The organism is Bosea sp. RAC05 (genome assembly GCF_001713455.1).
In the GTDB taxonomy this organism is placed as follows: Bacteria; Pseudomonadota; Alphaproteobacteria; order Rhizobiales; family Beijerinckiaceae; genus Allobosea.
The window spans coordinates 2,927,176-2,939,498 of the sequence record NZ_CP016464.1 but is presented as its reverse complement, the minus strand read 5'-3'; the positions used below and the strand labels follow the sequence as shown (position 1 = coordinate 2,939,498).

At 69.3% G+C, this 12,323-nt stretch carries 14 protein-coding genes; 5 read left to right on the top strand and 9 right to left on the bottom strand.

The window, feature by feature from the left end; genetic code table 11:
* Positions 1-21 precede the first annotated feature (21 nt).
* On the top strand, positions 22-606 hold the full coding sequence (locus tag BSY19_RS17380; protein ID WP_069055243.1) for a sigma-70 family RNA polymerase sigma factor: 585 nt from the start codon (positions 22-24) through the stop codon (positions 604-606).
* On the top strand, positions 593-1,228 hold the full coding sequence (locus BSY19_RS17375) for an NrsF family protein (protein WP_069055242.1): 636 nt from the start codon (positions 593-595) through the stop codon (positions 1,226-1,228). The genes BSY19_RS17380 and BSY19_RS17375 overlap by 14 nt, the downstream gene beginning before the upstream one ends.
* Positions 1,229-1,304: 76 nt before the next feature.
* Here the strand turns inward: BSY19_RS17375 and BSY19_RS17370 are convergent, their stop codons facing one another.
* Genes BSY19_RS17370 through BSY19_RS17335 form a run of 8 tightly spaced genes read right to left on the bottom strand, consistent with a single transcriptional unit; the run spans position 1,305 to position 8,963 of the window.
* The gene (locus BSY19_RS17370) at positions 1,305-2,438 is read right to left on the bottom strand and encodes an FAD-dependent oxidoreductase (RefSeq protein WP_069055241.1); all 1,134 of its coding nucleotides are present in this window, start codon (positions 2,436-2,438) and stop codon (positions 1,305-1,307) included.
* The gene (locus BSY19_RS17365) at positions 2,435-3,139 is read right to left on the bottom strand and encodes a TIGR04282 family arsenosugar biosynthesis glycosyltransferase (RefSeq protein ID WP_069055240.1); all 705 of its coding nucleotides are present in this window, start codon (positions 3,137-3,139) and stop codon (positions 2,435-2,437) included. Before BSY19_RS17365 ends, BSY19_RS17370 begins: the two co-directional genes overlap by 4 nt.
* On the bottom strand, positions 3,139-3,849 hold the full coding sequence (locus BSY19_RS17360; protein WP_069055239.1) for a glycosyltransferase family 2 protein: 711 nt from the start codon (positions 3,847-3,849) through the stop codon (positions 3,139-3,141). The genes BSY19_RS17365 and BSY19_RS17360 overlap by 1 nt, the downstream gene beginning before the upstream one ends.
* The gene (locus BSY19_RS17355) at positions 3,846-5,237 is read right to left on the bottom strand and encodes a glycosyltransferase 87 family protein (protein WP_171905164.1); all 1,392 of its coding nucleotides are present in this window, start codon (positions 5,235-5,237) and stop codon (positions 3,846-3,848) included. The genes BSY19_RS17360 and BSY19_RS17355 overlap by 4 nt, the downstream gene beginning before the upstream one ends.
* Positions 5,238-5,263: 26 nt before the next feature.
* Entirely contained in the window at positions 5,264-5,851 is a 588-nt protein-coding gene (locus BSY19_RS17350; protein WP_171905163.1) for a rhodanese-like domain-containing protein, read from the bottom strand.
* Between the two features lie 23 nt (positions 5,852-5,874).
* Positions 5,875-6,711 (bottom strand): DUF547 domain-containing protein, encoded by an 837-nt coding sequence (locus BSY19_RS17345; RefSeq protein WP_069055236.1) that lies wholly within the window; start codon positions 6,709-6,711, stop codon positions 5,875-5,877.
* Positions 6,712-6,742: 31 nt separating this feature from the next.
* Positions 6,743-7,468, bottom strand: coding sequence for a TVP38/TMEM64 family protein (locus BSY19_RS17340; RefSeq protein WP_069055235.1), 726 nt, complete (start codon positions 7,466-7,468; stop codon positions 6,743-6,745).
* Positions 7,469-7,484: 16 nt separating this feature from the next.
* Positions 7,485-8,963, bottom strand: coding sequence for a dihydrolipoyl dehydrogenase family protein (locus BSY19_RS17335; RefSeq protein WP_069055234.1), 1,479 nt, complete (start codon positions 8,961-8,963; stop codon positions 7,485-7,487).
* A gap of 210 nt (positions 8,964-9,173) precedes the next feature.
* Between BSY19_RS17335 and BSY19_RS17330 the strand changes: the two genes are divergently transcribed.
* Entirely contained in the window at positions 9,174-10,115 is a 942-nt protein-coding gene (locus BSY19_RS17330) for a hypothetical protein (protein WP_150129652.1), read from the top strand.
* A gap of 178 nt (positions 10,116-10,293) precedes the next feature.
* Entirely contained in the window at positions 10,294-10,926 is a 633-nt protein-coding gene (locus BSY19_RS17325) for a glycosyl transferase family 2 (RefSeq protein ID WP_150129651.1), read from the top strand.
* Between the two features lie 6 nt (positions 10,927-10,932).
* On the opposite strand, the gene BSY19_RS17320 is transcribed toward BSY19_RS17325, so the two are convergent.
* Positions 10,933-11,787 (bottom strand): metallophosphoesterase family protein, encoded by an 855-nt coding sequence (locus BSY19_RS17320; RefSeq protein ID WP_069055232.1) that lies wholly within the window; start codon positions 11,785-11,787, stop codon positions 10,933-10,935.
* A 149-nt stretch (positions 11,788-11,936) separates the two neighbouring features.
* Between BSY19_RS17320 and BSY19_RS17315 the strand changes: the two genes are divergently transcribed.
* Positions 11,937-12,323 carry a PhnD/SsuA/transferrin family substrate-binding protein gene (locus BSY19_RS17315; protein WP_069055231.1) on the top strand — a complete coding sequence of 129 codons (387 nt, stop codon included), beginning with the start codon at positions 11,937-11,939 and terminating at the stop codon, positions 12,321-12,323.

Here is a 12,323-nt window from a genome sequence, read left to right as displayed (position 1 = left end):
CAAAACGGCAGTCCGGCCCGAATGAATGGAAGCGGCGTGCACGAACGCAAGCCAGACCACGAAGACGAATGGAGCCGCCTAATGCGACTGGCGCTCGATGGCGATCAGGTCGCCTACAAGACGCTGTTGGCCGCCCTCGTTCCGCATGTGCGTGGGCGGGTGCGGCATGTTCTGGCGCGCTCGGGCCGCGGACAGGCGGAGGTTGAGGACATCGTTCAGGAAACGCTGCTCGCCGTCCATCTGAAGCGCGCGACCTGGGACCGGTCGATGCCGCTGACGCCCTGGCTGAACGCCGTGACGCGTCACAAGACGATCGACCTCCTGCGCCGCGTGGGCGCGCGCGGCGAGGTCGATCTCGACGACGCCGTCGAGACCCTCGCCGCGCCCGAGGAGGGAGGCGAGCGTCAGCTTGACGTCCACCGCATGCTGTCGGCGCTCGACGGCCGCCAGCGCCAGATCGTGGAACAGGTCTCGCTCGCCGGGCGCAGCGCCGCGGAGGTCGGCGGTCAACTCGGCATGAGCGAGGGCGCGGTGCGGGTCGCGCTGCATCGGGCCCTGAAGAAGCTGGCCCGGACCTTCAAGGGGAGAACCGATGCGGACCGATGACATGCTGGAGCTGTTGGTTCAGGATCTTCCCAATCAGCCGAAACCCGTCAGTGCGATCCTGCTGCGCTGGTGGCCGGCGGCGGCGACGCTCGCCGGTGCTGGCTTCCTTGGGATCATGGGCGTGCGCCCCGATCTCACCGCGGCGGGTCTGGCGCCGACGCTGGTGAAGCTGATGCTCGGCGCGCTGATCGCCCTGACGGCCATCGCGGGCGCGCTCGATCTCTCACGACCGGAGGTCCAGGCTCCGGCGGCCTCGAAATGGCTCTTCGCCGTCGTCGGGTTTCTCGGCCTCGTCGTGGCGACCGATCTCCTGCGCCACGGTCTCGACGGCTGGTGGGCGAGGCTCTTCGGCAAGGGCATCGTGACCTGCCTCACGCTCGTTCCGGCCCTGGCGGCCCTGCCGCTGATCGCCTGCCTCACGATCCTCCGGCGCGGAGCCACGTCCGAGCCCATGGCCGCCGGCGCGCTGGCCGGCCTCGCCTCCGCGGGCCTCGCGATCCTCGCCTACGGCCTGTTCTGCAATGAGGACAGCCCGCTCTTCATCGCGACCTGGTACAGCCTGGCCGCCCTGATCGTCGGCCTGGCGGGGGCCGCACTCGGCCGCGCCATGCTGCGGTGGTGACGCGCCGTCCTGCTTGTCGCGCCCCTCTTCACGGAACCGGACTGAGGGCGCGGCGGGAGCGATGCTGCGGCGAGGGTTAGCTTCGGAACGCTGAAAAGCGCCGCATGAAGCGTCTGTCGATCCAGTCCTTCCAGCGCCAGACCCACCGGCCCTCGACCGCGAACCAGCCGCCACGGCCGGCGATGGCGGACCCGTCGCCGGTCATCAGGATCGTCAGATAGTTCCGGTCCGGCCGATGCGGCGCCAGCGCCTCGCCGCGCGCCCTGCGGCGCAGGTTGGCGGTGAGCGCCGCACCCTGCCGGACGGCGAAGACACCGGCTTTCGGCGTCGGATCCTCCACCACGGTCGCGCAGTCACCGACGGCGAAGACCGCGGGATCGTCGATGCAGGTCAGGCACCGCGTCGTCTGCACGAAACCATGGCGATCCGTGGGAAGCCCGGTCGTGGCCAGCCAGGAGGGAGCGCGCGCGGCGGTGGATACGAGCACCGCATCGGCTGTGACGAAGCGCTTGTCCTGCGCGCGCAGGCCTTGCGCGTTGATCTCGACGACACGGAAGTCGTCCAGCAGGGTCACGCCATGACGGGCCAGCGCGGCTCTCGCCCGCCGGCGCACGCCGTCATTGAGCGTGGCGACGAGCCCGTTGCTCGCGGCGAGACCGATCCAGAACGGCCGGCCCTTCGGATCGAGCCCCGTCAGCCGCGCCTTCAAGGCCAGCGCAAGCTCCACCCCGGCCGCGCCCCCGCCGACCAGGACGATGCGGCGCGGGCCATCGGGTTGGGCGGCCGCCGCCAGAAGCGCGTCCAGACGCGCGATGAAGCTGCTGATGGGCTTGACCGGGATGCCGTGCTCCTCGGCGCCGGCGATGCCCGACAGATCCGGCGTGATGCCGACATTGAGGGAGAGCGTGTCGTAGGGAACACTGGCACCGTCCTCCGTCGTCACCGTCCGCCGATCGCGGTCGATGGCGGCGGCCGCGGAGCGGACCAGCGTCACGCCGCAGACCTCGGCCAGCCGGCCGAGGTCGATATGCATCTCGGCATGGCTGTAGAGCCCGGCGACATGGCCGGGCAGCATGCCCGAATAGGGCGTCAGCAACCGGTCGGTGACCAGCGTGATCGTCATGCCGGGCTCGGGCTGCTGCGCCAGCGCGCGGATCACCTGCACATGGGCGTGGCCCCCGCCGACGAGAACGAGCCGGTGCCCGGTCATGGCCGTGCCTCCGCCATGCCCGCCAGAGCGGCGCGGGTGAAGGCCGCCGCTTCGCCGCCGCCCGCCAGGCTGGCGCGCAGCCAGCCGAGATCGGCGGCCTCGTCGATGTCGCGTTGCGGCGGCAGCATCTGCACGGTCAGCCCCGCGGCGTCGGCGCGGCTCAGCGTCTCGCGCAGCACGCCCGACGTGCTCCATGGCATCGGTGCGAAGAGGGAGGCCGCCGCCTGCAGCGAGCGCAGGCCGATCAGGCAATAGCCGCCATCGACGCTCGGGATGAGCACGATCCGGCGGTCATCGCCCTCGCGAAGGCTGCGCGCGGCGGCGGCGATGACCTCGCCGGTGATCAGCGGAACATCCGCGCCCATGATGATCGCGCCGCCCGGGCAGCGCTGCAGCAGCCGGGCGAGGACGTCGCGCATCGTCGCACCGAGGTCGCCGGCATCCGCAAACTCCAGGGGCCATCCCGGCCCGAGGATCGCACCGATCTCGGTCGCGGCATCGGCCGGGCGAAAAAACGCCGCGCGGTCGAGCCACTGCAGGCGGGCCGCCGCGACGGCGGCGGCGGCGCAATCCTCGAGGAAGGCGCGCGCCAGGCGCGCCGCCCTGTCGGGACCAATGGCCGCTGCCAGCCGGGTCTTGGCCGTGCCCGGCCGCGGCGGCTTGCACATCAGGCCGAACCCGATCGGCGCCTCGCTCAGCATCACGGCGCCCCCTGACGCGTCGGGCGCAGGGCCTCGCGGCCGATGACCCAGAGAATCTTGACCCCTGCCCTGACCGCACCGCCGAGCGTTCCCGAGACCTTGGAGACCCCGATGCGGCGCTTGTAGTCGACAGGGATCTCGATCGTCCTGAGCCGCTTGCGCGCCGCCTTGATCTGCATCTCGACCGTCCAGCCGAAATTGAGGTCGGCCATCCCCAGCCGCTCGAACTCGCACCACGAGACAGCGCGGAACGGCCCGAGATCGGTGAAGCGCTCGCCCCAGACCAGCCGGATCAGCGAACAGGCGAGCCAGTTGCCGAAGACCTGCTGGGGCGTCAGCGCGCCGCTTTCGCGCCGCCCCAAGACGCGCGAACCCAGCGTGAAGTCGGCCCGTCCGTCGACGATGGGCTCGACGAGGCGGAACATGGCGGAGAGATCGTCGGCGGCATCGCCGTCGATGAACACGATGACATCGACGGGCGGCAACGCCGCGATCGCGGCCAGGCAGGCCCGGCCATAACCGGGGCCGTCGACCTCGACCACGATGGCGCCGTGATCGCGCCCGATCTGGGCCGTCCCGTCGGTCGAGCGGTGGTCGCCGATCGCGACCGCGTCGACGAAAGCGGGCATGGCCCGCAGCACCACGGGCAAGGCCTGCGCTTCGTTGCGGGTCGGTATGACCACGCCGATCCGTGCGCCATTGACGCTCATGCCGACGCTCCGGCGGCCGACGACCGGCGGATCAGGAGAGCAACCAGCAGAACCGGTACGAGATGCAGGAAGGCGAGCCCGTAGCCGTGCAGGTCACGCAGGCCGGCCGCCGCCAGCGGAAAGAACAGGTAATAGACCGGCAGCCCGATCGACGCGGCGACAAATGGCCATGCTCCGCTGGCCGATGCCAGAGGCAGGAACCAGGCGGCATACCAGGGGAACTGGGCTGGCGAGAGGTAGAACAGGGCGGCCGCGAGAATCGCAGCGCGGGCGATCAGGGGCTCCAGGCCTGCGGGTCGGCGCGCCGCGACCGCGAGGCTCGCCGCCCCCGCCGTCAGGACGACCAGAGCGCGCAGCAAAACCTCGCCCGTGCCCGGCCCGACAAGCTGGAGGAAGAGATAGGAGGCCCAGGCGTAAGGCGCATTGTTGACGGACCAGCCGCCGGCATAGGCCGTCAGCCCGGCATGGGCGGAGAGGCTGGCCCAGAACAGCGGTGCGCAGAGGGCCAGGGTCGTCGCTCCGAGAGCCAGCGTGAAGACCGCCAGCGCCCTACGGTCGGGCCACAGCGCCCGCGCGACCAGCGGCGCGAGCAGGATCGGCCACAGCTTGACGCCCGCCGCGATCCCGAGGCCGAGGCCCGCCATTGCGGCCGCGCGGCGATGGGCGGCGATCAGCGCGGCGAGGATCGGGAGCGCAATCACGGCGTCGGCATGGGCCTGCCCGGTCAGGCAGAAGGCCATCAGCGGATTGCACCAGACGAGCGCGACCAGCAGCGGCGAGCGCCCGGTCGAAACCAGCAGCCGCCAGATCAACACCGCCGCCAGCGCCTCCGCGCCGAAGAACACGACGCGCAGCCCGTCGAGGCTCCAGGGTGCGACGAGGTGGGCCAGCGCGAACGCTGCTTGCGCCCCGCCCGGATACATCGAGCGCAACTCGGGGAAATTGATCGACGTGATCGCAGCCCGCCCCGCCCCGACCAGTGGCGCCAGGGCTCCGTCCGCACCCTGCAGCAGCGCCTCGGGAGCATGGGCATAGGGGCTCAGGCCGTGCGCCACCATGGCTCCGTCGAGCAGGTAGCGGAAATGATCGTCCTCCAGCATCGGCCCCGCGCCGAAATAGGGCACGCGCATGAGGACGCCGGCTGCCGCGATGGCAAGGCCGAGTACCAGGCCGGTTGGCATGTCGCGCGCCCGCCAGACCGCCCAGAGCAGCCCCGCGGACGACAGGGACAGCATGAGGCCAAGCGATAGCGCGACCGGCCAGGCGTCACGCCGTGAGCCGGGTGCCGCGCCCCAGACCACCGCGATGACCGTCTGCACCATGATGCCGACGCCGACCATGGCGAGCAGCGTCGATCCGCGGCGATCCCACGCGGATCGACCGGCCACGGAGGCGTCCGGACCCATTGCGGCCCTCAACGGCGCGTCGTCCTGGCCAGCAACTGGCCCCAGTTTTCGTCAAAGTGATGCGCCTTGCCGGGCCCCTCGCCCTTCACCAAGGCGCGGCCGTCCGCCGTCCAACGAAAAATCCCGCCGCGCAGATTGTAGACGCCGGCGCTGGCGTGGGGGGCGATCTGCTTCAGCGTTGCCGTCATCATCTGCGAGGATCGTACGCCGACGGCGCAATAGAACACGACCGGCCCATCGTCGAGCCGATCGCGGTGAAGGCTGAGGATCTCGGCGGCCGAGCTGCCGGGTTCGATCCGGATCGCGCCCGGCAGGTGGCCGGCGTCGAACTCCTCCTGCGTGCGCACGTCGAACAGCGTGGCCTCGCCGCGCCCCAGCATGGCGGCCAGGCCCGCGGGCGCGACGTCCGGAACGGGATGGCGTCGGGCCACCTCCCGCTCGACATCCTCAAGCGATACGCGCGGATCGGTCGGATCGAGCGTCCAGGGCGCCAGCCGAGGCTGGGTCGTCACGACAAAGATGGCTGCGCCTGCCACCAGGACCGCAGCCGTCGCCGCTCCGGCCAGCAGCCGTCGCGGGTTCAGGCGTGGCGTCATCGACCGGTCCGTCATCTGCGGGCTCATCCGCGCGGCGCCGCGACGGGGCGGAGCCCATTCAACGACCAGTCATAGTCGTCGTCGGCGATCCGCGGCGAGCCGGTGAGGCGCTGGGCCAGCGCCGGCTCGGCATATTGGCGGAAATGCGCGATCAGCCCGGCGTCATTGCCGCCGAAATCCGCGATGAACCATTTGTAGATCGACGAGACCCGGAGCGCGCCATCGGCCAGCACCGTGACGCCCCGCGGATGGTTGACGAAGGCGCGCGCCGCTGCGTCCAGATCGGCCTCCAGCGTCGCGGCCCGCCAGACCCGGTTCATCAGGTTCGGGCAGCCATAGGAGGCGCAGTTGACGATGTAATGCACCCGCGGGTCCTTGAAGGTCGGACGCATAATGTCGTGCTCGATGTCGTCGAGCGACAGCCGCCGGCCCTCCACGGTCACGCGCGGCTGGCGCCAGGGACCCGTATAGGCTTTCGGATCGAGCCAGTTGTCGCTCTTGATGTCGCGGATCGAGGCGACCGGGTAGCGGTCGAGGATGACCTTCAGCGTCACCGCATTGTAGAGGTTGCCCCAGAAGGAGAAGGCGTCGGCCCGGGCCATGGCCGAGGGCTTCAGCCGCGAAAGCTCCGTGATGTAGCCGTCCAGTGCGGTGCGGTCGGCCGAATTGGCCCGCCAGCCGGCATAATCGACGCGGTTGATCCCGTCAGGGCTGGCGCTGACATAGCGCTTCAGGAGCCGGTCATAGGCAGCGTCGGCATCCCCTGCCTGGGCCCATGCCGGGCCTGCGAGGACCATGAGGCCGAGGCTGAGCGTGGCGCGCCGGGTCAGCCCGTGAGATCGGATATCGACGGTCATCATGGCTCTCCTTACGGATGGACGCTGGCGGACGTTACGCCCCGGTCTGGTTTTCCCGGGCCGCGAGGCGCTTCCTGATTGGGATCGCGGCCAGCGACAGCGCAGCGAGCCCCACGAGGCCGCCGATGATCTGCGGCGTGAGGATCGAGCCGGGCGAGACCGCGCCGCCCTGGTCGAGAACCGAGCCGAGCCCCGCGCCCGCCAGCGAGAACACCGCCGTCCCCGGCATGATCCCGAAGAAGGTGGTCAGCACATAGGTCGCGAGCGGCACGCCGACGAAGGCCGGCACCAGATTGACCAGAAAGAACGGGAACAGCGGCACCAGCCTCAGCACGAGCAGATAGGAGGCGGCGTTCTGGCGGATGCCCTCCGCCAGCCTGGCGGCCGGCGCACCGAACCGGTCGAGCGCATTCTCGCCGAAGAGGGTCTTGGCGAACAGGAAGATCAGCGTCGCCCCGATCGTGGCACCGATCACGGTCAGCAGTGTGCCGAACACCGCTCCGAACAGAAACCCTCCCGACAGCGTCAGGAAGATCGCGCCGGGCATCGAGAAGGCGACAGCGGCGACATAGACGCCGATATAGGCGAGCGCGGCGACCAGGTGGTTCGCCTCGACCCAGCTCGTCAGCGTCACGCGATGGGTCCTGAGCGTGTCCAGCGAGAGATAGCTCGCAACCCCCGTCTGCCGGACGATGAGGATCAGGGCGAGCGCGGCCAGGGCGAGCCAGAGGCGTCGATCGGTGAGAAGGCGGGTCATCATGGGCTGCTTCTCCGGATCAGCGCAGGAAACGCTGGACGAAACCGACGACGCGGCGCGTCGTGGAGCCGAAGAGCTTCGGCGTGTAGTAACAGCCGGCGGCGCGCTTCGAGATCTCCGACAGCGTCGGATAAGGCAGCACGGCGCTCGCCACGGCCCCGATGCGGAGGCGGGACGAGATGGCCAGGGCCCAGGTGCCGATCAGTTCTCCCGCGCGCGGCCCCACGATCGTGGCGCCGAGGATCCGGCCCTTGCGACCCAGCACGACCTTGGCCAGCCCCTCGGTGGCACGCTCCGCCTGGGCCCGGTCGTTGAGCGCGAAGGACCAGGTCAGGATCTGCACGTCATGGCCGCCCTTGCGCGCCTCCGCCTCGGTGAGGCCGGTATGGGCGAGTTCCGGATCGGCGTAGGTCACCCAGGGCAAGGCCGTGTAGTCGACCTTGGCGGGCAAGCCGAACAGGGCGTTCCGGATGACGATACCGGCATGATAGCCCGCGATATGAGTGAATTGCGGGCCTCCCGAGACGTCGCCGATGGCGAAGATCCGGCGGTTGCTGGTCAGAAGGCGCGCGTCGATCGTGATCCCCTTCGGCGTGAAGGCGACACCGGCCGCGTCGAGGCCGAGGTTTTCGACGTTCGGGCGCCGGCCCGCCGCGACGAGCAGGTGGCTGCCCGCGACGCTCCGTCCAACCGCGCTGTCGCCATCGAGCGTGACCGTCACGACCGCGCCGTCGCGCCGGACTTCGCTGATGCCGACCTGCTCGAGCAGCGTCACGCCGTCCCGGAGGAGCGCGGCGCGGACGACCTCGACGGCCTCCGGCTCATCCCTGGCGAGGATGCCGAACTTCTCGATCGCCGTCACCCGCGAACCCAGGCGACGGAAGGACTGCGCCATCTCGATCCCGATGGGTCCGCCACCGACGACGATGAGATGCTCGGGACGCGCCCGCATCTCGAAGACGCTCTCATTGGTGAGATAGCCGGCATCCGCCAGGCCGGGGATCGGCGGAACGGCGGCACGCGAGCCGGTTGCGATCACGAAGCGGCGCGCCGCGATCGTCTCCCCGCCGGCTTCGACCGTATCCCGGTCGAGGAAGCGCGCTGCCGCCTTGATGACATGGACGCCGAGCTGTTCGAACCGCTCGACGCTGTCATGCGGTGCGATCGCGCCGATCACGCCATGCACATGGGCGTGAACCTCATCGAAGCGAATCTCGGGCTCGGCGGCATGAACGCCGAAGCGCTGGCCGTCACGCACGGCATGGGCGGCATGGGCCGCGGCGATCAGCGCCTTGGAGGGCACGCAGCCGGTGTTGAGGCAATCGCCGCCCATCTCGCCCTTTTCGATGAGGACGACAGAGGCACCCATCTGCACGGCGCCGGCCGCGACCGACAGCCCGCCGGAACCCGCACCGATGATGCAGAGGTCGGCTTTCAGGACTCCGTCCTGCCGCAAGGGGCGCTTCGGCGGGAGCGAGGCAGGTGCAGGATCAGCCATGGGGGTCGCTTCGGGACGGAGGCTTCGGGTTCGACAGCGTGTTCGCGCCGGAGCCGCGCAACGTTACGCGGTTCACGGTTTCGTGTGGCGCCCGCCATGGTTTCAGCCCTGAGCGGCAGATCGCTCGGCAGATTTTCTCACGTCAACAAGATGTGAATTGCGCGAGGCCGTCTTCCGGCAATGGTCTGGTGATCATCAGGACCATAGCCCATGGACCACCCGTCACCAGGCCTCAATCGCCGACAACTCATGGCCGCCGGTGCGAGCGTTGCGGCAGCATGGCCTTTGCCTACCCGCGCGGACGAGATCAGGCGATACCATTCCGACTATTTTTCCTTCGTCGGCGCGGATGCGCAGGGTGCGGTCTACCTGGCGCACGATAACAACCGTGGCCAGACGGGGGACCGGTTCTTCGCGGATCATTGGATCATGATGTATGCGCAAGGCGAAGGCGTCGTGCCCATCGTCGGCAGCGCGCATTATCCCAATCCGGGCAAGATCCTGGAGACCATCCCCGACTCCGCGCATTTCCAGTTTCGCGGCACGATCGACGGCGGCCTGCGGATGGTCAGCGCGGTCAACGACATCGACATGGCCGTGGAGGGGCTGACGCCGATCCTCCGACGCCAGACACCAGGCGACGACTACTGGATCGGTGCCGCGCCGGCGACGCTGCGCTGGAAGGGCCGCCAACTCGTCGGCCGGGTCATCTTCGAATTCATCGCGCGTACCGGATATAATCGCTTCACCAGCGATTTCGGGGCGAACTGGAGCAATTTCAACGGCCTTTACCTCCTGACGGAGGATGGCCGCGATCTGTATCTGCGCTATCACGAGCGCGTTCAGGCCGGCACGCCACGGGAGAGCGGCATGGCCACCTTCGACGGCGAGGGCACGCTTTCGGACATCGCCTTCGCCATTGACGAGAGCCGCCCGACACCGGACCGAACCTATCGCTGGCCGACGCGCTGGCAGGCCGGGTTCAGCCATCGCGGCACACGCTGGACGCTTCACGCCAAGACGGATGCGCTCGAGGAGGTGGCCGACTGGAAGAGCGGCGGTTTCGCCATGTCGGTGGTCAGCGGCGAGGTGGTGCGGGCCGACGGTGCCGGCCGCCGCCGCTTCAAGGGCTGGGCCGAGCTGCTGATCTGAAGGGCTCGCCTGCTTGTTTCGTGAGGTTGACCTGACCCCTGTGCTTGCCGGATCAGGGGGCGCGGCAGGTGCAGGGCGCGCGCCCATCACTCTGCGAGCGTTGTAACGAGATGATGTGCGGCATCGAATCAAAGGGCCCTCGTCGGGCGTCGCGGACATCGACATTGGGTGCTGGTCTATGATGCACGATACCGTGACGCTGGATGTCCGTCCGCCCGAACCGCGCACCGAGGGCGCGCTCGTCTCCGTGATCATCCCGTTGGCCGCGCACGAGGCCGTTCCCGAAGCGCTGCTCGCGATGCTTCCCAAAACCTTCGAGGTCGTTCTCGCACGCGGCGGAACCCGCGCCTCCAGCATGAACCATGCGGCCTCGGTCGCACGAGGTCGCCATCTCTGGTTCGTGCATGCCGACACGACTCTCGGCGCCGATGCCGTGCCGCAACTGCTGCTTCGACTGCAGGAGCCGCGCGCCGCCGTGCGCTATTTCGACCTGCGCTTTGATGGCGGCGCCTTGATGCGTCTGACCGAAGGCGGCGTCAGTTTCCGCTCACGGGTGATCGGCCTGCCTTTCGGCGATCAGGCGCTATGCCTGCCTGCCGCGACGTTCCATGCCCTTGGCGGTTATGACGAGACCAAGGCGCATGGCGAGGACCACCAGCTGGTCCGCGACGCGCGGCGCGCAGGCCTGGCGATTCAGCCGGTCGGCGCGACGATCACGACCAGCGCCCGGAAGTATCGCGACAATGGCTGGTTCCGGACCACCTTCCTGCATTTGAGACTCACCCTGCTGCAGAGCCTGCGGGCGTCCTGAAACCGGTCAGACCGCCTGGAGCGCCCGGGCGGGCTGGCGCGCCGGCCAGAGCGTCGACGTCTCCGTGATCGGACGTCCCGTCTCGGCGCGTTCGCGCTCGGGCAGGACGTCGAGACTGGGCCAGAGTCCGGTCGCAAGCGCCTTGCGGTAGCTTTCGGGCAGGCCGGCGCGGCGCATGGCCGCCTGTGCGCCTTCATGGTCATAGGACAGCGCCCGGTGCTCGATGGCGAGCCCGGCCTCGGTCTCCCGGACGGTGCTGAACCAGACACGCGGCGTGCCGTCATTGGCCGGCATCCCGATGACGCCCGGGTTGTGCCAAAGTCGCCCTCCGAGCAATTGGGTAAAAGGCAGGCCCGAATGGCCGCCGACGGCGCCATCGCCGCCGAGGGCCTCGAGGCTGCGGCGCTTCTCGCCCTCGGGCGTGCCCGCGAAAATGAAGCTGTTGATGGAGTGCGCCGATCCGTGGATCGCCGCGAGGCTCCGCCCGCCGATCTGCAGGTCGACGCGGCCCGGCAATGAGGCCAGCCATCGACGCTGGTCGGGCCTGACGACACTGTCGGCGAAGGCATACCATGAGGCCGACAATCTGGCGCAGGCGCTGTCAGGCTCGAACCCGCAGCCACAGTCGCTCGCGCTCGCCCCCAGCTGCTCGTCGCAGTTGCCTCCGACGACGGCGATGCCGCTGACGCGGATCAGATCGATCGTCTCGACGGGATTGCCGCAATAGGCCACGAGATCGCCCGTGCAGAGCATCCTGTCCGGAGAGACGCCCAGCCGCCTCGCCTCCGCCAGCAGAGCCTGCGTGGCATGCAGGTTCCCATAGGGGCCGCCGAAGAGCAGCCATGTCCGATCGCGCGTCATCTCATCCCCGTCCGTCACGACCCGATATTCGCGCCGTCGCCGCGTAACGTTACAGGCCCCGCGCCCGTAACGTCTCTGTGCCCGCCAGGCCGGCCGCAGACGGCCCTCCAGGGCCGCCGGTCTGGTCCGGCGCCATCTGAGGATGATCGATGTTGAACCGCCGCTCCTTGATTCTGGCCGGCTCGGCCGCCATCGGCACCGTTAGATATGGCGGGCTCCCCTCGTCCCACGACATCGTCCTGGCGCGGCCGGGCCTCGCGATCGGCTCATGGCCGGAGGGAGCCAGGGGGCTGCGGATCTCCTTCGCCGATGTGGGCTCCACCTCCGGCTGGCTGATCCCGACGCATTACTTCCAGAGCCGCGGCATCGACCCGAAGACCTTCTTCCGTTACCGCGACGGGGCGTCGCATCCGGCGAACGTCATCGCCGTCGCCAACGGCCAGGTCGATCTCTCAACCGATTTCGACCGGAACTTCAACGGCATAGCGGAGCGCAGCCTGGACCCAAGTGGCGACTTGGCGCCAGGGAGAGTCTGA

Bases quoted from the DNA above. Each gene is read 5' to 3' on its own strand.
- BSY19_RS17380 (WP_069055243.1), top strand. From the start codon at position 22: ATGAATGGAAGCGGCGTGCACGAACGCAAGCCAGACCACGAAGACGAA.
- BSY19_RS17375 (WP_069055242.1), top strand. From the start codon at position 593: ATGCGGACCGATGACATGCTGGAGCTGTTGGTTCAGGATCTTCCCAAT.
- BSY19_RS17370 (WP_069055241.1), bottom strand. From the start codon at position 2,438: ATGACCGGGCACCGGCTCGTTCTCGTCGGCGGGGGCCACGCCCATGTG.
- BSY19_RS17365 (WP_069055240.1), bottom strand. From the start codon at position 3,139: ATGCTGAGCGAGGCGCCGATCGGGTTCGGCCTGATGTGCAAGCCGCCG.
- BSY19_RS17360 (WP_069055239.1), bottom strand. From the start codon at position 3,849: ATGAGCGTCAATGGCGCACGGATCGGCGTGGTCATACCGACCCGCAAC.
- BSY19_RS17350 (WP_171905163.1), bottom strand. From the start codon at position 5,851: ATGACGCCACGCCTGAACCCGCGACGGCTGCTGGCCGGAGCGGCGACG.
- BSY19_RS17345 (WP_069055236.1), bottom strand. From the start codon at position 6,711: ATGATGACCGTCGATATCCGATCTCACGGGCTGACCCGGCGCGCCACG.
- BSY19_RS17340 (WP_069055235.1), bottom strand. From the start codon at position 7,468: ATGATGACCCGCCTTCTCACCGATCGACGCCTCTGGCTCGCCCTGGCC.
- BSY19_RS17335 (WP_069055234.1), bottom strand. From the start codon at position 8,963: ATGGCTGATCCTGCACCTGCCTCGCTCCCGCCGAAGCGCCCCTTGCGG.
- BSY19_RS17330 (WP_150129652.1), top strand. From the start codon at position 9,174: ATGGACCACCCGTCACCAGGCCTCAATCGCCGACAACTCATGGCCGCC.
- BSY19_RS17325 (WP_150129651.1), top strand. From the start codon at position 10,294: ATGATGCACGATACCGTGACGCTGGATGTCCGTCCGCCCGAACCGCGC.
- BSY19_RS17320 (WP_069055232.1), bottom strand. From the start codon at position 11,787: ATGACGCGCGATCGGACATGGCTGCTCTTCGGCGGCCCCTATGGGAAC.
- BSY19_RS17315 (WP_069055231.1), top strand. From the start codon at position 11,937: ATGTTGAACCGCCGCTCCTTGATTCTGGCCGGCTCGGCCGCCATCGGC.